Origin of the sequence: Planococcus donghaensis MPA1U2 (assembly GCF_000189395.1) — a bacterium.
GTDB classification, from domain to species: domain Bacteria; phylum Bacillota; class Bacilli; order Bacillales_A; family Planococcaceae; genus Planococcus; species Planococcus donghaensis_B.
The window spans coordinates 179,129-202,506 of the sequence record NZ_AEPB01000032.1 but is presented as its reverse complement, the minus strand read 5'-3'; the positions used below and the strand labels follow the sequence as shown (position 1 = coordinate 202,506).

Genomic DNA, 23,378 nt, shown 5'->3' with positions numbered 1-23,378 from the left:
CCCTCCTTCACAAACTATCCACCTTCTATTTTATTCGAATTCTCTAATAAAAACAAAAATTATCACTTATTGACTGAATAGTCATCTAATATCTTTTGAATGCTTGCCATAATAACTTCAGTCACTTCTTCTGCCGAGGCTTTTCGCTCACGAAAAGGCGCCATGAGAATTGGTTCACCATAAACGACCTGTACTTTCCGGAATGCTTTATAAGGTCCAATGATCGCACACGGCATTACATCTGCATTGCCTCGCAACGCAAAAAATCCTGCTCCACTAAGTCCTTTTTTTAATACACCATCAGTTGAACGTGTTCCCTCTGGAAACAATCCAACTACATCGCCATTTTTCAATATTTTTAATGCGGTCCGAAGAGCTTCCCGATCACTCATACCACGTTTTACAGGAAAAGCATTTACTTTCGGCAAAATTGATCCAAGAATTGGCGCATTGAATAGTTCTTCTTTTGCCATAAAATGAACAGTTCGAGGAGCAGTCATACCGACAACGGGTGGATCTAAGGCATTGATATGATTGGAACATAAAAGAATACCGCCATCTTTAGGAAAATTCTCTTTGCCAATTACTTCAAATCGGTAAAGAGGACTTAATACTGTTTTTACAAGTCCTTTGCCAAATGCATATAAATTCACTTACACCAACCTCTTTTCAGCCAATTTCAATATTTCTTGTGCAGCTTGTTCAATAGTCAAAGACGTCGTATCCAAATAAATGGCATCATCTGCTTGACGCAATGGCGCTACCTCACGTTCACTGTCCATTTTATCTCGCTTAGCAATTTCAGCTTGAAGTTCTTCAAGCGATGTCAAAATACCTCTTTTTTGATTTTCCACAAATCTTCTTCTTGCTCGTTCTTCTACTGACGCTGACATAAAAACCTTTAATGCAGCGTCTGGTAGGACATGAGTTCCAATATCTCGGCCATCCATAACCACTCCGCGGCCTTCAGCCAGTTGTTGTTGCAATTCAACCATACGCATACGCACTAATTCATGGGCCGCCATTTCTGACACCGCTTTCGTTACATTTTGAGAACGGATTGCTTCCGTTACATTATTTTTATCAAGAAAGACTAACTGGCCATCTTCAGATGGTTGCAAGTCAATTTCAGTTTCTGCTAATAGTTTTCCAGCTTCTTCGTTGCTGGCCATATTAATGCCTTCTGCTAAAGCTTTCATAGTAATAGCGCGGTACATAGCACCGGTATCGATGTAAACATAGCCTAATTTTTCTGCTACAATTTTCGCTATCGTGCTTTTCCCAGCCGCTGCCGGGCCATCGATTGCTATTTGTATCGGTTTCATCAAAATAGTCACCTCATCCTAAGTATTCATCATATTTTAACATAAAAAAAAAGTCTTCATGTGCAAGACTTTTTTAGTATTCACTTTAATCTTTTGAATGCCCCGCCGAATTTTGCTTGTTGTAGTGTGACAGTGATAGCTGATGAGCTTGTTTTGCTTTCCGAAGACCAAACCACCATAAGAAAAGCATAAATGGAATTGCGCCGTAGACAATATTATCGTATATAAACAAACTCGTATTATACGCAAGATGGAGAATGACTGAGCTAATAATCGCCCAGCCAATCCACCGTCTCCGCGAGTCACTTTTGCTGAATTTGGCTTTCCCAAAATAATAACCCATGACTACACCGAATAATGCATGACTTGACACCGGCAAAAAAGCCCTTATAAATGCCGTTTGCAAGCCAAATTCCAATAAGTACAATATGTTTTCAATTGTTGCAAATCCGAGAGAAACGCTAGCACCGTATAAAATTCCGTCATATGGATCTTCGAAATCAACGTGGCGATAAACAGCTATTAACACTACTAACCATTTGAAAAACTCTTCAATGACACTAGAAAATACAACATTTTGTATAAAGCTATTCGTAAAAACACCTTCAGCATCAAATACATATTGAACAAAAAGAATCGGGAACGTTAAAACAGCCCCATATACAAAGCTTTGAAACAGCAGCTTCGACGGTTCGCCAGCAAATTGATCACGCAAATAAAAATAACTAAAAAGCGCTAGACCAGGGGCTATTGCTACTGTTAGTAAAATAATCATACGCGTACCCCTTTAGTTGGATTACACTGTTTGCTCATACTTATATATTTATTTTCCAATTCGAATTTTATCTTTCAAAAGCATTTGCTTGAATCGCAGTTTGAGTGGACAACAATACAGCAAGCTTGATACGCGCTTTTTTACTATCGTAATCACTACCCAAAATTACACCCCGAGTCAATAAATCATGAGCGCTACCTGGGTAACTATAAGCCGGATACGTATTTCCTTCTTCGGCACTAGTTGTTAACACTACCGGAATGCCTTTATTTATCGCTTGTTCAATCGCGTCTATCATATGTGGTGATACTTGTCCTCTACCCGCCGCTTCTAAAACAATGCCTTTTGAAGGACCTGCTGCTAGTTGTTCGATTAAGAATCCATCTTGTCCCGAATGACATTTAATAATATCAACACGCGGCAACTGGTCTTTTACTCTATGTACTTCATGCATCACAGGTTTTTGATAAATCCGTACCGTATCGTTATCAATAATCCCAAGATAACCATGCCCAAACGAATCAAAGCCTTGTAAATTACTAGAATGCACTTTTTTAACGTATTTAGCACTATATATACGTTCATTGAATACGACAACAGCTCCAATTCCACGTAGATTTGGGTCTACGGCGACGTATATGGAATTCTGTAGATTAGAGTATACATCTGTGCCAACTTCTTCTGGTGAACGCTGAGAGCCCGTGATCACAACTGTACGATCGTCATCAATTGTTAAATCCAAAAAATAAGCTGTTTCTTCTAATGTATCTGTTCCGTGCGTGACAACGACGCCTTCAACTTCAGGGTCTTGTAATTCGTTAAGAATAGCTTGTCTAATCTCCATCATTTGTTCAAAACCAATATGCATGCTCGGCAACTGAAAAACGTCGACAACTTTCACTTCAATTTCTTCCGGAAGCTGACATAGCTCAGCTAACTCTTCTCCAGAAATTGCTCCCGACTTTAACAGTCCATTTGAAATTTCTCGACTAGCAATCGTTCCCCCGGTTGTAATTAACGAAACTTTTTTTTTCATACTCAAACTTCCTTTCTTAATCGCAAGCTACTACGTTTATATCGATAAGACGGAAAAAGAAGACACATTTATGCTGTGCCTTCTTTTTTTGCAATAGCTTCCGCAATTTGCTGTCCATGAAAGCGCCCATTTTCAATAAAAATTTCGTTCGCATTATTGCCCGCTGCTATAACACCTGCAATGTACAAATCATCTACATTGGTTTCCATTGTTTGCTCATCAAAAGTTGGTCTGCCTGATACTTGATCTATCGAAATGCCCATAGATGTTAAAAACTGATGGTCTGGATGATATCCAATCATCGCAAATACAAACTGATTGGGGATTGTTTCTTTTTGATCATTAACTGTTAACTCTACTCTGTTCTCTGTGATTCGGTCGACCATTGAGTCGAACAGCATCGTAATTTCGCCGTTTCTTACTAAACCATCAAATTCTGGTAAAATCCACGGTTTAATGCTCTTCGAATAACTTGTCCCATGATAAGACACCGTTACTCTACTTCCAGCTTTGTGTAAAGCTAGTGCCGCATCTACAGCTGAATTTTTGCCGCCTATTACCAGTACATCCTGATCAAAATAAGGGTGTGCTTCTTTAAAATAATGCATGACTTTTGGTAAATTCGCACCCTCTACTTCGAGTTTATTCGGTTGATCATAATAACCTGTCGCAGCGACTACATACTTTGCTTGATATTGTCCTTTTGAAGTCGTGACTTGAAACAGATCATCCTTTTCAACCTTCTCTACCGTTTCAAAAGGACGCACTTGAATACCACTTCTTTTAACAACTTCTCGGTAATACACTAGAGCTTGGTTTCGTTTTGGCTTACGACCTTCGATAATAAAAGGCACGTCCCCTATCGACAGTTTTTCACTTGTACTGAAAAAAGTTTGATGTGTAGGGTAATTAAAAATAGCATTCACGATATTGCCTTTTTCGATTACGATTGTTTTTAATCCCCTTTTTTTCAACTCAATCGCAGCCGATAAACCGCAAGGGCCGCCTCCAATAATTAAAGCATCTATATATTCCATTTCAAAACATCTCCTGTATTTAATCCTTCTATAAGCATAAAGGACTTACACTTTATTTGCCAAATTTTATTCTCCTATTTTTGTTTCTGGAATAATGGTTAGCAAATGATATTCTGCCGGTGCGCCAAGCCGTAAATGTAAAGTTGTTGTACCAAATCCATTCGTAATCAGTTCAACTCGACCGTCTTTATGTTTTATCGATCCTTTTTTGAACATCCCAAACGGTCCAATACGAATTTGGCCACCATGCGTGTGACCAGCAAGCAGCAAATCGGCTGAATACGGCCCTTTGATCTTCCAAAAATCAAAGGGCGTATGAGTGACAAATACTACTGTATCTTGTTCTTTTACTTCGCTAAACGCATTTTTCAATCCATCAGGTTTATAGGCGAAATGGTCAATCCCTACCAACTTCAGTTGCGGATTTCCAAATAAGGAAACGGATTTATCATCTAACACAATCACGCCATATTGGTTAAAAATCTTTCGGAGTGCGTCTTCTTTTACTTCTCGGTCATTGTTTCCCCAAACAAAGTAAACAGGTGCGTGAGATCGTAAGTTTTTAATGTTTTCTGCTACTCGTTCTAGTGGCACACCTTTTTCCACTAAATCTCCCCCTATGACAATGAGGTCTACAGGAAAATTGATTAAGTTTGCTTTTATGTTTCTTCGATGAATGTCAGCTATAAAAAGCAGGTTAAATGGCTTAAATGCTTTTTCTGAAGGCAGTTTGATCGTTTTTTTGACGAGGTTTTCTGAATAGGCATTTCGCGTCATATACAAGAGCATTGTTAATGCTACAAATCCAATACGCTTTAAATATTTCATGTGGTGTTTCCTTTCTTAAAAGAAGAAAAAAACATAAGCCAGGCTTATGTTTTTCTTTCATTCTACTATTCGTCTTCTGCAATATCCAATACTCGGAAGCCTGATTTCTCAAGTTCTTTTATAAAGCGATCAATATTGTCTTTCTTTTCAACTTTTAATACGATACGTCGAACCATTTTATTCGTTTCATCAAAAGTAACTAAGGAAATTACAGATTCCTTGTATTTCTCAATAATTTCTCCTAGTCGGCCAATGCGACCTTCTGATTCAACTGAAGTAAAAGTAATTCGGTATCCTGGTTTGTCGATCCCAAATGCACTTTGCAATTGGTTAACGATATCAAAACGAGTAACAACCCCTAAAAATTGTCCTTTATCTACTACTGCGATAATTGGAAAATCATTTAGCTCAACTAATGCTTTTTCATAAACATCATTTATCGTTAAGTAAACATCTTGATTGACAATTACGTCGCTAACTTTAGTTGTGCTAATAAACTCTTCTTTCGTTTTCCCTGAATAGAAAAATGCACGATATGCATGATACCAAGTAAAGATTCCTTTGTATTCCGTTCCGTCTACTACTGGTAAAGCATCAATTGTGTGTTTTTCTAACAAGTCGAAGCCGACTTTTACAGAATCCTCTAATTTCACCGTATAACATTTTTCTCTTTTTACCATTACGCTTTTAACAAACATTCATTCGCCCCACTTTCTATTTTTCATTCTAGTCGTATCTATTTCTTCACCCTGAAATTTATGGCAATGTTAAGCTTTGCCCAGGACTGATGCTATTTGAACCTAAACCATTTGCTTGTTTGATTTTTTCTACAGCCGCAGCTGCTCCTGCCGCCCCGTAATTATTCACAGCGATTCGGTAAAGTGTTTCACCAGGTTTCACTACATAAGTTTTGCCAGAAGCACTTGGCACTTCTTCTTTTTTCTCTACTTCTTCTTTAGCTTTCGCGTCGGCTTCTGCTTTGGCTTTAGCGTCCGCTTCTTTTTTAGCTTGAGCATCAGCTGCCGCTTTTGCATCCGCTTCTTCTTTAGCTTTTGCATCCGCTTCTTCTTTAGCTTTTGCATCGGCTTCCGCTTGGGCATCAGCTTTTTCTTTATCTGCCTGTGCTTGAGCGTCTGTTTTTTCTTTTTCAGCCTTAGCTTGAGCATCGGCTTTCGCTTTTTCAGATTCTGCTTTTTCTTTTTCTTCTTTTTCGGCTGCAGCAACTGCAGCACTAGAAGGTTGGGAATTCATTTCAAAACTCACTTCGTTTTCTGTAGGTTTGGCTGTCAAAGAATCGTCGGGTTCAAAAAAGAAAGCTACATAAATCAATAAAGAAACTGGAATTAATATAAAGATAAAAAATAACGCAGGCATCAAAAGACTTTTACTTTTTTTAGCTTTAGGCTTTTGGGCTTGTCTTTGAGATGCTCTAGACAATGCTGATTTATCGTCTACTGATATTTCTTGTCGATTCTTTTCGATCGACTCATGATAACTATGATTCCCCATACATGACTACCCCTATCTGTACTAATATATCTATTATGACGAAAAAAGACTCATTTGTAAATGACAGTTAATGAAATCCTTATATAGGTAATATTACACTTAATCGTTCTTGCCAATCAAGGGGTATTGGTTTTTTTTCTGAATAAGAAAATGCTTCAAATACACCATAATCTATTCCATCATTTACACAGCAGTTATCGGGCTTGTGTGTAAGTTGCTGATCAAAACAACCGATAATATAACTTCTTAAACAACCTTCTCGTGAAACTAGTTCGCGAATTTTTGATGCTTGCTGTCTTTTGCCTTTTCTTAACTGTTCAATCTGACTTGTGACACCTGCTAACGGTAATTTGGTCATCCAGTAAGCGATGACCCGAAAAGCTGTCTCTCGCACAACGCCTTGGTCGATTAAATGCGTTGCGGATGGGCCATTATTGAATACGGCTTCTATTTCATGTTGCGTTGGTAAATCATCCATTACTAAACTTTCAAGTAGCGCCTCGTCTCCTGTCGCATAGAGTAAAGTGGCTAAAGCTGGGAACCCATCTCTTCCAGCTCTTCCTACTTCCTGTACGTAGCCTTCAATAGAAGTTGGTATTTGAAAATGGATGACTTGTCGAATATTTGGAATATGTACCCCCATGCCAAAAGCATTTGTAGAACAAATCCATTCGACTTCCCCATTTTGAAATTGCTGTTGAACAAAAACTCGATCTTGATGTTCCATACCTCCATGATAGTAGGCAGCAGAAATTCCTTGTTCTGTTAATAGCATAGACAATTCCTGGGACTTTTTTCTAGTCCCTGCATAAATAATTCCGGGACCTTTAAATTTTTGGATAAAAGCTTTTAAAAATTCTAGCTTTTCTTGGCTATCTTCGAATTTTTTGATATCGTAGACAATATTTTTTCTATCCATTGGATGGCAATAAACGAATGGTTTAATTAATGCCAAATATTCTTTTATCTCTTCAGTAACTTTATCTGTTGCTGTCGCGGTTAATGCTAAAACTTGCGGAAAGTTTAAAATCGGTAATATTTCAGAGATTCGTAAATAATCTGGTCTAAAATCAAACCCCCATTGAGAAATGCAATGTGCTTCGTCAGCTACTAACAAAGAAACCCGTATTTCTTGTAATTTTTTTTTAATGAAGGGCTGAACTAGCATTTCTGGTGAAATAAAAATGAATTTATAAGCCCCCAGATTGTTCATAATTCTGTCTTTATCTTCTGGTTTTAAAAATGAGTTAATGGCAACGACAGATTTTTCGCCCATTTTTTTTAGTTGCGCTACTTGGTCTTGCATTAAGGAAAGTAACGGCGAAACAATTAAGACACTGTCTGGCAAAATCTTCGCTGGCAATTGATAACAAATGGATTTTCCCATGCCAGTTGGCAATAACGCAATTACGTCTTCCCCAGCTATTACTTGTTCAATAATTTCTTTTTGCCCTGGACGAAAAGAAGAAAATCCGTAAGTTGAATATAGTAACTCCTCCAAATTCATTGATTTTCCTCCTTAATCGATAACGCAAGGCGTATTTGAAAATAGCTCGCATCGGGTAAATGCTCTTTAATGTCTCGCAACCTTTTCGACTGCTGGTGTCGACTTTCGCTAATGATTGCTTTATACAGTTCTTGACTCATAAATGATTGAAAATTAAAATAGGGGTCATTCATGGCAAGCTCAACCACATGATCTTCAATCGTACTGGTCTTCAACTGCCGTAAAGAAGCAATTTGTTCTAACGTAAAGCCTCTTTCAAATAATTTTTCGGTACGCTGTGCAGTTGCAGTTAAAGAGGATTGCTGGATAACACCCTCCATTAAGCCTAGAAGTAGTGGGGGCTTAGACTTTTCTATTTCCGCCATCCAACTGTGAAGCGCTTCTACTGTCATCAATTGCACATCTAAAACGGATAGTTTCTTAGATGTGGCAATTTGTTGCCACGTTAATCCACTTAAAGTAAGACCTGTTAATCGTTCTGTAAGAATCATTTTATGTGTTTCAGAAACAGCTGAATTGGATAAAGTAGTGAAGAGTTCGTTTTTAAACGCCTGGACAACTGCTAAATCTCGAAATTGAATTTGTTGTAAATATTTTTTTACCCACATTTGTATTTCTTCATTATTGACAATCGGGTCGAAAATTTTTACAGACTGACTCACATGGGATAAAGTTTGAACAATTAGTGACAAGCGATTAAAAAAGAGATTTTCGTTCCCTCGGTATTTCCAGCCATTTAAAGGCGATTCGTCGATAGATGCATTTATCGCTTTTTCAGTGAGTTCGATCACTTGCTCATTCGCTAGTAAATAACCTTGAGAAAATAAGCTCTTAATCACTTGGTCATAGGCTTTCTTATCCAGTTTAGACAACACGCCAAAATAAGGATAAAGGCCGAAATAGCCAATATCCTGTAACGTTTGTCCGGACTTCTTTCCTTTTATTAAATGATACGGAGAAGAGATGGTCCGCTGCCGATTTAAGGGCTTCATAATGGCCAAAATGAGTTCACTAAATAACAAGCTTGTACCCCCTAGCGGTTTTAGGTTGAAAAACTACTCAAACACCTTTAGAATAAATACGATAGTATAACTGAACTTGTTCGGAGATAAAGGAGTGGAAACCAATATGGCTAAGTATACCATTGTTGACAAGGATACTTGCATCGCTTGTGGTGCTTGTGGTGCTGCTGCACCCGACATTTACGATTACGATGATGAAGGAATCGCGTTTGTTATTTTAGATAATAACATGGGAACAGAACAAGTTCCAGATGAACTCGAAGAAGACATGGAAGATGCATTTGAAGGCTGTCCAACAGATTCTATCAAAGTTGCAGATACATCTTTCGAAGGCGATCCTTTAAAATACGAAGACTGATTTTAAAAAAGAAGGCGTTCTGGGAATATCCCAGAACGCCTTCTTTTATATATGCCTGTCAGAGCTGACCAGGCACTTACGCTTTTCTTTGTCTAGACTCCACTAGCCAGATTCTTGGGTCATAACTCACTCTGGCTGTGCGGCTATAAACACGCCGCTTCGCCAGAGCGTTTTATGCCCGTCGAATCTACACGGCTAGTTACGCTTTTCTTTGTCTAGACTCCAGTGCCTAGCTCTTCGGGACATAAGTCAACCCAACAGAGTGGCAAAGAACGCCACGCTGCTGGGTCTCCTTATGCCTGTCAGAGCTGACCAGGCACTTACGCTTTTCTATATCATTTATGATAAATAGTAGGTTCTTTGTTTTTCAATCCACGTGTGCATGCTGCTGAACATGAGCAAGACTACTGCGGTTAAAAGAACGCCTTTGATTATGTTAAAAGGGAGTATTCCTAAAACGATCATTCCGAATAATGCGTCACCAGTTGTTGGTGGCATGTTAAGGAAATATGTGTACATCGGTAGGAAAACAACATAATTTAAAATACTCATGCCGATTGCCATCGACAATGTTCCGATCGTTAATCCAAAAGCCATTCCTTTTTTAGTTGCCACTTTTTGATAGATAAAATAAACTGGCAAAATAAACAATAAGCTTGTTACGAAATTTGCCATATGGCCAACCGGAACTCCTGTTGGACTACCTGCAAACAACCAATCTAACACATTTTTAAAGAAGGCTACTAAAATCCCTGCAACTGGCCCCATTGTAATAGCGGCGATTAAAGCCGGTACATCACTAAAATCTACTTTCAAAAAAGCAGGTAGTGCAGGTAGTGGAAAGTTAAAAAGCATCAATATAAAAGAAATACTGCTTAACATCCCAATCGCGATCATTGTTTGTAACTTTTTGTTCTTCATATTCCTCTCTCCTTGTCGTGATTCACCAGAAGAAAGATTTAGACTCCGCATTTACATATAAAAACCCTTAAGCAATAATTACTTAAGGGAGAAAAGGCACACTTAAAAGCGTTCCGTCTACATGTAAACGACAAACGTCCGCACCTTCACCTTCTCCCATCCAGACTATACTGTCGGCTTTGGAATCACACCAAATCCTGCGTTTTACGGCTCGCGGGCTTATGAACAGAGTTCAATTACCGCCGGTAGGGAATTGCACCCTGCCCCGAAGATGAATCGATATTTTGTTATGCCCTAATATTAGTATAAAAAAGAAAGGTTGTAAACAAATTTGTTTACAACCTTTCTTTTGCTTATTGTAATGGCCAAGTTAACAAATTAGGTGCTACTGGAATTGGTATAGGCTCATTAAAATTAAAACCGTTCCAATTCTCTTGCTGCATTCCTTTCACTACTACTTCTTTCCCAAAAGTATCTGCTGTCAGAACTAGACTTTCAAGCATACGAACTGCCTCTATTTTGTCTAATGTTTCTAGGTCGACATTGTTCGTAAATTCAACTTGAACAAGTTTATCGGTTTCTGACACTTGAAATTCCCAATCTTGCGGAATTGTAGCTTGATATATATCGTTCGGATTTTCAGCAAGTGCCGTAATAGCTTTTTCCGCTGAATCAAACGGCATGTCATAGCCGGGTGCAAGGTAAGTTTCACCTTGAGTCGTTTGATAAACATAATATGCGAGATTTTCTACTTCCGGAATAATTTTTTCTAACGGTCCTACTTGAGAAAATTCCGCAGGAGAACCATCTTCATTCGTAACATCAATTTCTGCTACATCATTAAACGTCTCTTTGATGGTATTCATGTATACCCCAATACTGGCTGAGGCCAAATCATATTGATGATCTTGCGGGAGCACATGACGTATACCTGTAGCCGTCATCTCTAAAGTTCCAACGTACGGGTGATAATTATCAAAACCTAGTGCAACTTCATCTAAGTCATCTGCATATTCTTGATACAATTCTAAAGACGTCGGCATAGAACCTTCGAAAGTTTTTGTTATTTCTTCATTTGGAATTAGAAAAGACACCGGTATAACGAATGCATTCTCAGTCATACCTATTGTCATTAAAGTTTGATCACCTATCGTCTCCTCGTAAACCGCAGTTCGAAATACCCCGTCTACTTGAGCTGTTGAATATGAATCTGCACTTTCAGCTCCAGACTCTTCAGCTGCAGGTAATCCTTCTTGTTCATCTACACTTTCCTGAGCCTTCATCTCTGCCCCGTCGTTCGAATTATCAGCAGAGCTTTCACTGTTTTGAGCAGAGTCGATGCCATTTTGATTGATAATGGAGGAGACCAACAGTCCAACGGCGATAAATGCCAATGCCGCGACAAGTAGCGGTAGCCATCTGTTTGGGCGTTTACGGACCGGCTCTTTTTGAATCAACTTATTGTAAACTTTTTCTTTTGGCCGGCTATCCTTTATCGCGGGGAAATCCTTCAACAAATCTTCGATAGATTCATCGGTCCATTTGTTATTCGGCATTTCCATCTCCCCCTTCCCTAGCTATTAATTTTTCGCGCAATGCCTTTATCGCACGATGCTGGGTTGTTTTTACTTTTCCTTCAGTCCAAGCTAGCACTTCGGCGGTTTCTGAGATTGACAAGTCCTGAAAAAACCGCATAATAACGACCATTTTTTGATCTCCTGTACAGCTGTCTAATGCCTTGTATAAAAATATTTTATCTTCGTTTAACAACGAAACTTCTTCTGGAAGTTTTTCCGACGAAACTAATTGTTGGGTTTCCCAATCAAAATACTCCATCGAATGTTTAGAACGAACTGCCGCTTTTCGGAAATGATCAATTGCCACATTTTTCGCAATTGAAAAAAGCCATGTTTTCTCAGAGCTTCTTCCTTCAAATCGATCATAAGCGCGAAAAGCCCGAATATAAACTTCTTGCATCAAATCTTCTGCTAGATGCCTGTTTTTCACCAGATAAATTAAAAATTGAAAAACATCTTGGTGATACTCATCGTACAGCCGATGGAAAACGGAGTCCTTCAATATACTCCCTCCGTCCTTTAGATTAGTCGTCTTTGAAACTGAAAAGTTACATATCCTTTAAAGGCAATAAGAAAACAAAAGAAGTGCCTTGCCCAACAATACTTTCTGCATAAATTTCACCTTCATGAGCTTGGATTATATTACTCGCTATCGCTAAACCAAGACCCGTTCCACCTTTTCCAAGCGTTCTAGCCTTATTGGCCTTGTAGAAACGTTCAAATACAAATTCCAAGTCTTCTTTTGAAATGCCAATTCCGTTATCATTGATCGAAATCTTCGCGTACTCTTTTTGTTGTTCGACACGAACGACTACTTGCCCTTCTTCAGGTGTATGGCGGATGGCGTTATCGATTAGATTCGTCATCACTTGTTCTATGCGATCTTCATCAATCTCAGTTGCCGCCCAATCATCAACAGTCGTTTCGAAAGACAATTGAACCCCGTTTTCTTTTGCAATTTGAGAAAACTTAAGTGTCATCCGTTCAATAGAGCTGTTTAGTTGAACAATTTCTTTATAAAGGCGCATATGTCCTGATTCTAAACGGGCTAAGTTTAATAAGTCCGTGACTAAACGACCCATCCTTTGTGATTCTTCATAGATGATTTTCGTCATTTCACGACGCTCTTCTTCTGTAGCACCAACATCATCTAAGAGCGCTTCGCTATAACCTTGAAGCATAGCTATAGGTGTCCGCAATTCATGTGATACGTTGGCGATAAAATCTTCCCGAAGCTTCTCTAAACGATGCTGCTCAGTCATATTATGCAAAACAGCAACAGCTCCGCGAATCGATTCCCCACTATATAGCGGGCTGAAATTAATGGCATAATATGCACCTTCAATTTCCAATTCTTCTTCAATCTCTTCTTGAAATCCGATGACATGATCAAGCATATGAAGCAGTTCAGCAGGCAAAGGTTTCACCTGTTCAGAATCATTTTTAATCGTCCAATGCTTTAATAATTTTTCTGCTGGCGGATTGCTCAATAAGATTGTTTTATCTTGATTGAACGTGATAACCGCATCTGCCATCGATGTCAAAATGCTGGATAATTGCTCTTTTTCTTGATTGATTACTTCAACATGATGTTTTAATTGACGACCCATTTGATTAAAAGCCGTGGCCAATTGACCTATTTCATCACTTGAAGTGGCTCTAACTTTCGTATCAAAATTGCCCTTCGCTAATTCAAATGCACCTTCGCGCATTTTTCGTAGAGGTGATGTGATTCGCGAAGATAAAAAGAAGGCGAAAAATGTTGTTAATAAAAGAGCGATAAACGCTGATAAAAATACAATATTGGTTGTTCGTTCCGCCGTACGGTCCATAACTTCCAATGATTGATAAATGAATACTACACCATGCTCTTCTTCACCTGTCTTTAAGGGACTGGCCAAGACAATATAAGACTCCAGACGATTTTGTTCAGTTAACGAAGGCAAAAGCATTTCTTTCATCACCGTTTCGTCTGATTCAAACACTTTTTGAAACACGGGTTCATTTAATATTTCTTCTCGTGTTTTTGCACCATTTAATCCATCATGAATATAATAGCTACTTTCATATGGTTCTTCAGCGATGACTGCATTTGTCTCTGCACCGATTATGTCACCAATGATTTCCAATGAATTCACTACTTCTTCATGTTCATTAAAAATATTCGCAATCATATTTGCTTCACTATTCAACGCTTCTTCCACAGTTTGACTGTGATAGTTCCCTAGAAACTCCAAAAGCAGAACGGTCACAATAAAAAGGACAAAGGAAACGAGAAGCAGGATCGTAATCCAAAGCTTCCCGACAACACTATTCCATATTCTATTCATTGCCAACCTCAAATTTATAGCCAACGCCCCATACAGTAACAATCATCTTAGCAGCCGATTCGGATACGCGGTTTAGTTTTTCACGCAACCGTTTGACGTGCGTATCTACTGTACGTAAATCACCGAAAAAGTCGTAATGCCATACTTCTTTTAGTAAATGCTCACGGTCAAACACTTTATCCGGTGCTTTAGCTAAAAAGTACAATAATTCGTATTCTTTTGGTGTTAAGTTCACTTCTACACCATCAGCAGTGACACGGTGAGCATCGTGATCGATGGTCAAGTGTGGGAAAACTACCAAGTCTTTTGAAGCCGTTGAATTGGAAATTGGTGAATACGCAGCTGAACGTCTCAATATCGCTTTAACTCGTAAAACCACTTCTCTCGGGCTAAATGGTTTTACAATGTAATCATCTGCTCCAGCTTCAAAGCCTTCCACTCGGTTAGCTTCTTCTCCTTTAGCAGTGAGCATAATAATCGGTGTCATTTTCGTTTCGCGTAATTCTGTAGCAACAGCAACGCCATCTTTTTCAGGCATCATCAGATCAAGCAAGATACAATGATAGTCTTTTTCAAGTGCCATATCTAATGCTTGAACGCCATTTTCAGCTTCTTCCACTACATATCCTTCTCGCTCTAAATACATTTTTAACAATCGCCGAATTCGTTCCTCATCGTCTACTACTAAAACCGTAATTTCCTCTGACATCCTAACCCCTCCAACTTTCTACTGTTATGTCTCATTGTACCGATAACCTTATTAAAAATAAAGAAAAGTGTAAGCGTGCGTTGAAGACTAGACCAAAATAAAAGGCCTTTTCCGTTACCGGAAAAGGCCTGCTTGTTATGCGTAAGAATGCAACCCGGCGATTATTAAGTTTACTGCAACTAAGTTAAACATGATGATGATAAAGCCCAGCACAGCTAACCATGCAGATTTTTCACCTTGCCACCCTTTGCCTAAACGTAAATGCAAGTATGCAGCATAGAATAACCATGTGATTAAAGCCCATACTTCTTTCGGGTCCCAGCCCCAGAAACGAGACCAAGCAATTTGCGCCCAAATCATGGCGAATATTAACGCACCCAATGTAAACACTGGGAAACCAATAATTACAGCACGATAACCGATTTCATCCATCAATTGGATGTTGACGTTTTTAACAAATGGTTTTAGAATCGCGGCAATCCGTTTTCTGAAAACCAAACGAATCAACCAATAAAGAACCGTACCGAATAGAATTGACCATGTAACAGTTGTCAATTTTCCTGCATGAACAATCGCAGGCATTTCGACAAGTGGTGTCATAGCGTCATCCGTTAAAGCAACATACTCGTTCATGCCGAAAATTGGTGGCATTGTGTATGTCACAGCGGCATCTTTGGCTTCTTTATCTACATAAGTAAATTCAGCTTCATATCCTGTTAGGGAGAAAAAGCTACTTGCGATGACAAATCCAAGTACTAACACAAGCGAATACATAATAGCTTCTAAACCCATACGTTGCTTAGATTTTTTCGTAAGATCTACTACTTTTAATAAATAAATCAAACCAGCTGCTGCACTGATTGCTAAAATTCCTTCTGCAATAACCACTGTGCTGACATGAATCGCTAACCAGTTTGTTTGAAGCGCTGGAATAAGTGGACTCACTTCGCTTGGGAACATGCTAGCAAATGCGATGATTAACAAAGCAACAGGCAAGACGATCATACCCAATACAGGCGTTTTGTACAAGAAATACAAAATGATAAATCCGCCCACTAACGTCATCCCGAATGCCGTTGTAAACTCGAACATATTACTAAGTGGCGCATGGCCAGTTGCTCCCCATCTCGTAAAGAAATAACCAAGATTGGCAGCAAAGCCAATTAGAGTAATCGTAATAGCCACTTTACCCCATCGCGATTCAGATTTAAACGTACCTTCTTTATTTCCTTTAACCGCTCCCCCAAAAATAAATGTTGCAATAAGATAAGCGACAAAGGCTACATATAATAAATTTGAACTTATTTCAGCTAACGTCATGACAATACTTCACCTTCCTTTTCCGCTTTCTCTTGTTTATCGATTTCATCTTGCTGATCTGTGTATGCGGGCAATGATGCATATTCAACAACTTGGTTTAAATCTTTTTTCAAGCCGAACCAGTTTTTGTTGGTATGACCGGCTAGTAAAATGGTGCCGTCAGTTTTTTGCTGAATCCAAAATCGACGGTGATTAAAATACATCCCTTGAGCTACACCTATCATAAAGATTAAACCGCCAAGGCCAAGAATCGGCAAGGTGCTGTCTTTACGAACTGTTAAACCTGAAACATCACGCGTTTCAACACTTTGGAAAGCTAGTTTATAGTCGTTTTCACCTAAAGGCTCAACCGTATTTTGTATGGTTATAAAACTTGTTTCTCCCTCTGGTGTTTCTGGAGTAAACAACTTCACTAAAAAGCCAGGATTGTTTGGTAATGGTGTTGCCGTTTGCGGTTCACCATTTTCAAATCCTGAAAAATCCGGATAATAACCAATCAATTTAACCGAATAGCCATTATCAAGCTCATAATCTTTTTTCGGATCAATCAAATCAATGGTTAATTCACCGAAAGAGTCTTCTGTCTCTTTATTAATAAACGAGAACGTCATTGCTTTTAGTTCATCTAGACGGAAGTCCATTTGATAAATAGCATACCCATCAAATTTTAAGGGCTGATTTACACGAATTGGGTATTCTTTCACAACTTCTTGTCCATCAACTGCACCCGGTAAAGCGTCTTCTTTCTTTTTGTACAACACAATGTCTGTTTGGTAGTTTTTCGCTACTGTACCGACACGGTCTAAAGCTTCCCCAAAGATTTCTTCTCCGCCTTCACCTGAATAATTTTCAAGTTCGAAGTTTTTGTTTTCTAAGTAATAACCAGGCACTTCTGGTATTGCTCTTGTTTCACCTTCACGGATCCAAAGACTTTCATCAATATAAAATCCTGGCATCATACGTAACATAACCCCAAACAAAAAGATGATAAGTCCGATGTGATTAACATACGGACCCCATCTAGAAAAACGACCTTTTTCAGCTAATAAGCCATTTTTATCTGTACGGACTTTGTATTTCAATTCGGTTAATTTTTCTTCTGCTTTTTTTAGCGTATCTTCGGCTCCTGGTCCTTCAGCGTAAATTCGCTGCTTGCCCATAAAGCTTGGATGACGCAAAACACGTTGGTTTTTCAATGATTTATAAAGAGGAACAAAACGGTCCAAACTAGCAATAATCAATGATATAGCTAACATTCCCACTAAAATAATAAACCAAAATGAACTGTATAAATCGTGGAAACCAAGTGCATGATAAATTTGACCAACTACACCATACGTATCAGCGTAGTAATCTTTAATCGTTGCTTCTGTATTAGCAGGAACAAATGCCTTTTGAGGCAAAATTGTTCCGATAGCCGCAGCTACTAGCAAGAAGACAATAATCCCAACCCCGACTTTAACGCTCGAGAAAAAGTTCCATACTTTATCGATAATAGATTTGTTATACGTTTGTGAACGTCTTGCTGTTCCTTCATAACGCATGTCGACCAGTTTGCTATTTTGTTCTTTTTCAGTCAAAGACCGCCCACACGATTCGCAAAGTTTCGTGCCGGGCGGGTTTACGTGACCGCATTGACATTGCAATTTTTCCATCCAAAAAATCTCCTTAGTCAGGTTTGATTTCTTCCATAAAGCCTTCAATATCCTGTTCTGTCATTTCACCTGTAATGATGCGCTGAATGTTTCCTTCTGGATTCACAAGCACTGTGGTCGGCAATGGCCTTATGTTATAAGCCGTCATCACACTTTTTGTTTTATCAATCACTACTGGGAAAGACAAGCCGTATTGATCAGCAAAAGATTGGACTTCAAAATCTGATTGAGCAATATTTACTGCGAGCACTTGAACTCCTTCGTTCGAGAACACCTCGTATTGACGATCCATCGCCGGCATTTCTTTTGCACATGGTTTACACCATGTTCCCCAGAAATTCAAAAACACACCTTGTCCTTCGTAATCAGACAATTTATGGTCGTTACCTTCAAGATCTACTAAGGCAAAATTAGGTGCTTTGTCACCAACTTTTAGTACCGTAACATCTTCTGCTGTCGCACTGTTATAAATTGTATAGCCAATTGCAGCTATTAAAATCGCTAAGATAGTCGTTCGCATCACAGCTCTTTTTCGTTTTTTGCTATTCTTTTTCTGTTTACCTTTTTCATCCATAGCTGTTCCCCCTTCGAGGTTTCTTACGCAAACCTAATTATAACAAAGTTTAAACCGTCACAAATCGGGAGTTTTGAAGGGTTTGTGAACGTTAGCCGATTAGACGCGCTTGCCCGTTTCAGCTAGAACGCGGAGTAATTTCACTTCGTGAGCAGATAGTTCACGTGATTCGCCAGCATTCAAACCATGCAATGTTAAGAAAGCAAATTGTTCACGGCTCAATTTTTGAACTGGGTAACCAATTGCCTCGAACATTCTTCGAACTTGACGGTTTCTTCCTTCGTGAATAGTAATTTGCACAATTGCTTTACCGGTCTTTTTATCACCAGACAATAGCTTCACTTTAGCAGGTGCAGTCATGCCATCTTCTAACTTGATGCCACGCTCTAATTTTCTTAAATCGTCTTTTTCAGGAATTCCTTTTAAACGTGCTACATACGTTTTATCAATTTCAAATTTCGGGTGCGTAAGCATATTGGCAAATTCACCGTCGTTTGTCATGATTAATAATCCAGACGTATCGTAATCTAAACGACCCACTGGATAAATACGTTTTTCAATTCCTTCGAAAAAGTCGGTTACCACTTTTCGGTTTTTATCATCAGAAACAGCGGAAATAACGCCACGTGGTTTATACAATAAATGATAGACTTTCTGCTCTTTTTCAAGCTGAACGCCTTCAACTTCGATTTTATCTGAGTTGGATACTTTTACACCCAGCTCTTTAATTGTTTTACCGTTTACTCTTACTTTGCCGTCCAAAATCAATTGTTCCGATTTACGTCTTGATGCTACGCCTGCATGTGCAAGTACTTTTTGTAATCTTTCCATAAATAAGTTCACCTCATTAGTATTTTTTCGAAAAGCGTACGCACCTGAGTCGTTCAGATGCTACAACTAGGTAGATAAAACGTGTTTCAACTAATCTAGCCGAGTACTGCAAATATATTACAATAACTTGATATGCCGTTCGTTCCTCTCGGAATTATGTCACATTTCTTTAAAAAGCGGAAGCACTAAGCTCAAAAGAAAAGAAGACTGTCAATAACACAGTCTTCTTGGAAAACCTTACACGTTTACTTCTTCTTTAAAAGTTTGTTGAAAATTTGTCATAAAAAGATCGGTATCTTCATCCAAGTCATTTGCTGCTTCTTCTGGTAAAGGAGGAAGTTCTTCTAAATTTTTCAGCCCAAAATAATTTAGAAACTCTTTTGTTGTCCCGTATAAAATAGCGCGACCTGTTCCTTCTACTCGACCTGCTTCTTGAACTAACCCTTTAGCAGTTAAGGTTTGGAGCGCTTTTTCACTCTTTACCCCGCGTAAGTCTTCTACTTCTACTCGCGTAATAGGTTGCTTATAAGCAATAATTGCTAATACTTCTAAAGAAGCTTGTGATAAAGCTTGAACCGTAGGGTTTTCTACTAGCTTTTGAATGGTTTCAGCAACTTCTTGTTTTGTAACCAGTTGAAAAACACCCGCTAATTCTTTTAGTGCAATGCCACTAACGGACGAGTTGTATCTTTCATCCAATTCGTGAATACCTTTTTGTAATTCTTCTACGCTAACTTCTGTTAAAAATTGAAGCTGCTTTAATGTGAGACCATCGTCTCCTGCCACAAAAAGTAACGCCTCTATTTTACTCGAAAGATTCGTCTTCATATTCCCACTTGTCCTTTCTGAGTTCCACCATCAAATCAGTAAAATTCTTTTGCTGCTCTACTGCAACCACTTGACGCTTCATCAATTCCAAAATTGATAAAAACGATACAACGAGCACAGACTTATCGTCCGAAGGAAATAAATCACTGAAAGATGTACGGCCTTTTGACAATTTCAACTGATCAACAATGGAAGTCATTTGTTGCTTTATCGAAATCTCTTGTCTGGCAATTCGTGCTGATAGCGGTGCTTTTAATTGCTTGCGACGCAGCATTTTCTGAAAAGCCCCAAGCATATCGTATGCATTTACTTCTAGATTGACTTGATCATCAGGTAAAACAACTTGAATATCCGATAAATCCATTGGTGCTTTTGTATAGATTATGGAACGATTGCTTTCAAGTTCTCTTAAATTTTCTGAAGCATCTTTGAACTTTCGGTATTCTATGAGTCGAGACACCAATTCTTCTCGTGGGTCCTGTTCATCAAATTCATATTCAATTTCGTCCATTTCTCCTTCATGAACCGGTAATAGCGTTTTACTTTTTATTGCAAGTAAAGTTGCCGCCATAACAAGGTATTCGCTCGCTTCATTTAGTTCAAGGACTTGCATCGCACGTATGTGTTCCATATACTGTGAAGTAATCTGTGAAACTGGAATATCGTAAATATCAATTTCCAAACGGTGGATTAAATGCAATAATAAATCAAGAGGACCTTCAAAGGCCTCTACTTTCACTTCATAAGACATAACTAGACCACCTGACTGTTAAAATACTCATTTATCCCGATTGATGGGCAATTATTCTTTATTATAGTAGAAAGGGGATCAAAATGCATCCACTTCAACATCCACTGTTTATCCAGTACATCGTTAATTTCAATCTCGAAAAAGATTTTTTTGAATGTCATGAAGTTGGCGAGGACTACTGGAAATTAGTTGCACCAAAAGATAAAATGCATCCTCTTACCGGCTGGATCCAATTAGCCGTCGGTATGTACCACTGGAGAAGAAGCAATTATCCCGGTGCACTGCGATCGTTTATCCGTGCCAAAGTTAAGTTAGCTCCAGGAGGCGTATGGGTCGAGGGGTTTGATCACGAAAAACTGATTGGCATATTAACGTATTCGATAAAAGCCGTTACAGAACGCAAACCTTTTGTTATACAGGAAATCCCTGTAGTTTCAGATGAGTTGAAAAAAGCAGTTGAGGCATACTGTAGCGAAAATCCTTTACCACAACAAGATCCTTATTTCCTCATGCATAAGCACAGACTTCGTGATCGATCTTCAATCATTAGTTTGCGCGAACAAAAAAAAAGGCGAAACCTTTAACTTAAAGGTCGCCTTTTTTTACTGGGCATTTTTTTAGAAAAGCATCGGTTTCTTCTGTTGCACGCATCTCTCGATCTTGCATCATATCTTGAATTTTCCCGATCATTTCATGACCAATGCCTTCTCCACGATGTGAAGGATTTACTGATATGTGATGGATGGTGTATGACTCTTCTTCTACTTTCAGCCCTAACAACCCAACAAAATCATCTTCTTTTTTCCAAAGGAACAATTGCCAATCCGGATTTTCTTCATAAATATGCATGGTTTGCTGAAGTTTTTTCAGCTCTCGCTCTTTCGGCATAAACGACATTAGCCCCATTGCAATCTTTTCGAATGATTTCTTATATCTGAATAACATATTTAAATCCCTCATTTTCGTCTTAAAGCGGCTTTTACCATACTACTATAAATCTCCTGATAACTCAAGAGAGCCTTTTTTAGCCGCTAATGACATTTTCTGCGAAGAAAAACCAGTAAACAATTCCCCAGCCAATAGCCATTGCTAGTAGAAATAATAGCAATACGACATTTCCTTTTCTCATTCTTGTGCAGCCTTTTGTGAATAAGGTAAGTCTTGTTTGATCAAATCGTCATTTGTTTCACGTTTTACCACAAGCTGTGATACGCCGTTTTCGACAAAAACAACAGCTGGTCGTGCTATCCGGTTATAATTACTCGCCATTGAATACCCATAAGCTCCGGTACAGAAGATCCCCAAGATATCTCCCGCTGCTACAGCTGGTAGCTCTGCTTGTTCAATAAGTTTGTCTCCAGATTCACAGCATTTTCCTGCAATCGTATATTGCTCAGTTAATTGAGCATTTGCGTTATTTGCAATTACCGAGCTATACTTCGCACCATACAAAGCAGGGCGAATATTGTCAGACATGCCTCCATCAACTGCCGCATATTTCCGAGTGCCAGGCACTTCTTTTGTTGACCCAATTGTATAAAGCGTCGTTCCAGCGTCACCTATTAACGAACGGCCTGGTTCGATCCAAATTTCAGGAATTGGGTATCCAGAAGCATTTGCTGTTTGTTTTACTGTTTCAATCATTTGTTCAACATAAACAGCTGGTTCAAGTGGCGTGTCTTCTTCTGTATATCGAATTCCAAAACCTCCACCAAGGTTTAAAACAGGACAGGTATAATTGAATTGCTCTTTCCAACTTGCCATTTTCTGCATTAGCTTTTCAGATGCCAATTGAAATGCACCTGTATCAAAGATTTGTGAGCCGATATGACAATGAAGACCTAATAAGTTCAAATAATTGTGGTCAAATGTTTGTTCAAATGCACGGTCTGCTTGACCATTTTTCAAATCAAAACCAAACTTCGAATCTTCTTGACCTGTAGTAATATAATCATGTGTATGAGCTTCAATGCCTGGAGTAACACGCAACAAAATATTCATAGGTTGTTTTAATTTCTCAGAGAGTTTTTTCAACAACTCGATTTCATAAAAGTTATCGACTACGATGCAGCCAATCCCCACTTCAAAAGCCATTTGTAATTCTTCCATACTTTTGTTATTGCCATGAAAATGAATTTTTTCAACCGGGAATCCTGCTTTAACAGCGGTATAAAGTTCACCTGCAGAAACTACATCTAATGACAACTTTTCTTCTGCTGCTACTTGGTATATCGCAATCGTCGAAAAAGCCTTACTAGCATAAGCCACTTGGTAGCCAATTCCTGCTTTCTCAAACGTTTCTTGAAAAGCTTTAGCGCGATCGCGGAATAATTGAATATCGTAAACATAAAGAGGTGTGCCGTAATTTTCCACCAACTCTACTGAATCCGTTCCACCGATTGTTAAATGCCCTTGGTCATTAATTGTTTGTGTGCCATATAAATGCAATAAAAACCCCTCCTGATAATAGCTTTATAAGAAAAAT

At 38.7% G+C, this 23,378-nt stretch carries 25 protein-coding genes and 1 riboswitch; of the genes, 2 read left to right on the top strand and 23 right to left on the bottom strand.

Annotation, left to right across the window (positions count from 1 at the left end; genetic code table 11):
* Positions 1 to 62: 62 nt before the first annotated feature.
* The 10 genes from GPDM_RS09785 to GPDM_RS09740 form a co-directional block, all read right to left on the bottom strand.
* A complete protein-coding gene (locus tag GPDM_RS09785) occupies positions 63 to 653 on the bottom strand; it encodes a lysophospholipid acyltransferase family protein (protein WP_008431000.1) in 591 nt (196 codons plus the stop codon).
* Positions 654 to 1,328, bottom strand: coding sequence for a (d)CMP kinase (gene cmk / locus GPDM_RS09780; RefSeq protein ID WP_192806503.1), 675 nt, complete (start codon positions 1,326 to 1,328; stop codon positions 654 to 656).
* Positions 1,329 to 1,410: 82 nt separating this feature from the next.
* The gene (gene prsW / locus GPDM_RS09775; protein WP_008430998.1) at positions 1,411 to 2,100 is read right to left on the bottom strand and encodes a glutamic-type intramembrane protease PrsW; all 690 of its coding nucleotides are present in this window, start codon (positions 2,098 to 2,100) and stop codon (positions 1,411 to 1,413) included.
* A gap of 67 nt (positions 2,101 to 2,167) precedes the next feature.
* A complete protein-coding gene (locus tag GPDM_RS09770) occupies positions 2,168 to 3,136 on the bottom strand; it encodes an asparaginase (protein WP_008430997.1) in 969 nt (322 codons plus the stop codon).
* Between the two features lie 68 nt (positions 3,137 to 3,204).
* Positions 3,205 to 4,173: a YpdA family putative bacillithiol disulfide reductase gene (locus GPDM_RS09765; protein WP_008430995.1), complete on the bottom strand. Its 969-nt coding sequence runs from the start codon at positions 4,171 to 4,173 to the stop codon at positions 3,205 to 3,207.
* 66 nt (positions 4,174 to 4,239) lie between these two features.
* On the bottom strand, positions 4,240 to 5,001 hold the full coding sequence (locus GPDM_RS09760; protein ID WP_008430993.1) for a metallophosphoesterase: 762 nt from the start codon (positions 4,999 to 5,001) through the stop codon (positions 4,240 to 4,242).
* Positions 5,002 to 5,066: 65 nt separating this feature from the next.
* Entirely contained in the window at positions 5,067 to 5,699 is a 633-nt protein-coding gene (locus GPDM_RS09755) for a CBS domain-containing protein (RefSeq protein ID WP_008430992.1), read from the bottom strand.
* A gap of 58 nt (positions 5,700 to 5,757) precedes the next feature.
* Positions 5,758 to 6,510 (bottom strand): LysM peptidoglycan-binding domain-containing protein, encoded by a 753-nt coding sequence (locus GPDM_RS09750; protein ID WP_008430991.1) that lies wholly within the window; start codon positions 6,508 to 6,510, stop codon positions 5,758 to 5,760.
* A gap of 79 nt (positions 6,511 to 6,589) precedes the next feature.
* Entirely contained in the window at positions 6,590 to 8,017 is a 1,428-nt protein-coding gene (locus tag GPDM_RS09745) for a RecQ family ATP-dependent DNA helicase (RefSeq protein WP_008430990.1), read from the bottom strand.
* Complete coding sequence (locus GPDM_RS09740; protein WP_008430988.1) at positions 8,014 to 9,039, bottom strand: YpbB family protein; 1,026 nt, start codon at positions 9,037 to 9,039, stop codon at positions 8,014 to 8,016. Before GPDM_RS09740 ends, GPDM_RS09745 begins: the two co-directional genes overlap by 4 nt.
* A gap of 106 nt (positions 9,040 to 9,145) precedes the next feature.
* On the opposite strand from GPDM_RS09740, the gene GPDM_RS09735 reads away from it, so the two are divergent.
* Positions 9,146 to 9,397, top strand: a complete 252-nt coding sequence (locus GPDM_RS09735) for a ferredoxin (protein ID WP_006829841.1) — start codon at positions 9,146 to 9,148, stop codon at positions 9,395 to 9,397.
* Between the two features lie 339 nt (positions 9,398 to 9,736).
* Here the strand turns inward: GPDM_RS09735 and GPDM_RS09730 are convergent, their stop codons facing one another.
* The 11 genes from GPDM_RS09730 to GPDM_RS09680 form a co-directional block, all read right to left on the bottom strand.
* Positions 9,737 to 10,318 (bottom strand): ECF transporter S component, encoded by a 582-nt coding sequence (locus GPDM_RS09730; protein WP_008430987.1) that lies wholly within the window; start codon positions 10,316 to 10,318, stop codon positions 9,737 to 9,739.
* A gap of 144 nt (positions 10,319 to 10,462) precedes the next feature.
* Positions 10,463 to 10,595: riboswitch (FMN riboswitch) on the bottom strand.
* A 76-nt stretch (positions 10,596 to 10,671) separates the two neighbouring features.
* Positions 10,672 to 11,874, bottom strand: a complete 1,203-nt coding sequence (locus tag GPDM_RS09725) for a hypothetical protein (protein WP_008430986.1) — start codon at positions 11,872 to 11,874, stop codon at positions 10,672 to 10,674.
* Positions 11,864 to 12,397, bottom strand: a complete 534-nt coding sequence (locus GPDM_RS09720) for an RNA polymerase sigma factor SigX (RefSeq protein ID WP_008430985.1) — start codon at positions 12,395 to 12,397, stop codon at positions 11,864 to 11,866. The genes GPDM_RS09725 and GPDM_RS09720 overlap by 11 nt, the downstream gene beginning before the upstream one ends.
* A 46-nt stretch (positions 12,398 to 12,443) precedes the next feature.
* Positions 12,444 to 14,225 (bottom strand): ATP-binding protein, encoded by a 1,782-nt coding sequence (locus tag GPDM_RS09715; RefSeq protein ID WP_008430984.1) that lies wholly within the window; start codon positions 14,223 to 14,225, stop codon positions 12,444 to 12,446.
* Complete coding sequence (locus GPDM_RS09710) at positions 14,218 to 14,934, bottom strand: response regulator transcription factor (RefSeq protein WP_008430982.1); 717 nt, start codon at positions 14,932 to 14,934, stop codon at positions 14,218 to 14,220. Before GPDM_RS09710 ends, GPDM_RS09715 begins: the two co-directional genes overlap by 8 nt.
* 135 nt (positions 14,935 to 15,069) lie before the next feature.
* Positions 15,070 to 16,254, bottom strand: coding sequence for a c-type cytochrome biogenesis protein CcsB (gene ccsB, locus GPDM_RS09705; protein ID WP_008430981.1), 1,185 nt, complete (start codon positions 16,252 to 16,254; stop codon positions 15,070 to 15,072).
* Positions 16,251 to 17,909, bottom strand: a complete 1,659-nt coding sequence (locus tag GPDM_RS09700; protein WP_008430980.1) for a cytochrome c biogenesis ResB family protein — start codon at positions 17,907 to 17,909, stop codon at positions 16,251 to 16,253. Before GPDM_RS09700 ends, ccsB begins: the two co-directional genes overlap by 4 nt.
* A gap of 13 nt (positions 17,910 to 17,922) precedes the next feature.
* A complete protein-coding gene (resA, locus tag GPDM_RS09695) occupies positions 17,923 to 18,483 on the bottom strand; it encodes a thiol-disulfide oxidoreductase ResA (protein WP_008430978.1) in 561 nt (186 codons plus the stop codon).
* A 99-nt stretch (positions 18,484 to 18,582) separates the two neighbouring features.
* Positions 18,583 to 19,314, bottom strand: coding sequence for a pseudouridine synthase (locus tag GPDM_RS09690; protein ID WP_008430976.1), 732 nt, complete (start codon positions 19,312 to 19,314; stop codon positions 18,583 to 18,585).
* 237 nt (positions 19,315 to 19,551) lie between these two features.
* Positions 19,552 to 20,142: an SMC-Scp complex subunit ScpB gene (gene scpB, locus GPDM_RS09685; RefSeq protein ID WP_008430975.1), complete on the bottom strand. Its 591-nt coding sequence runs from the start codon at positions 20,140 to 20,142 to the stop codon at positions 19,552 to 19,554.
* Positions 20,120 to 20,893 (bottom strand): segregation/condensation protein A, encoded by a 774-nt coding sequence (locus tag GPDM_RS09680; RefSeq protein ID WP_008430974.1) that lies wholly within the window; start codon positions 20,891 to 20,893, stop codon positions 20,120 to 20,122. Before GPDM_RS09680 ends, scpB begins: the two co-directional genes overlap by 23 nt.
* A gap of 83 nt (positions 20,894 to 20,976) precedes the next feature.
* Between GPDM_RS09680 and GPDM_RS09675 the strand changes: the two genes are divergently transcribed.
* Entirely contained in the window at positions 20,977 to 21,477 is a 501-nt protein-coding gene (locus tag GPDM_RS09675) for a DUF309 domain-containing protein (protein ID WP_008430973.1), read from the top strand.
* A gap of 1 nt (position 21,478) precedes the next feature.
* Here GPDM_RS09675 and GPDM_RS09670 read toward each other — a convergent pair whose 3' ends face one another.
* Together GPDM_RS09670 and lysA are read right to left on the bottom strand one after the other, a co-directional pair.
* Entirely contained in the window at positions 21,479 to 21,838 is a 360-nt protein-coding gene (locus tag GPDM_RS09670) for a GNAT family N-acetyltransferase (protein WP_008430972.1), read from the bottom strand.
* Between the two features lie 180 nt (positions 21,839 to 22,018).
* Positions 22,019 to 23,341 (bottom strand): diaminopimelate decarboxylase, encoded by a 1,323-nt coding sequence (lysA, locus tag GPDM_RS09665; RefSeq protein ID WP_008430970.1) that lies wholly within the window; start codon positions 23,339 to 23,341, stop codon positions 22,019 to 22,021.
* Positions 23,342 to 23,378: the final 37 nt, after the last annotated feature.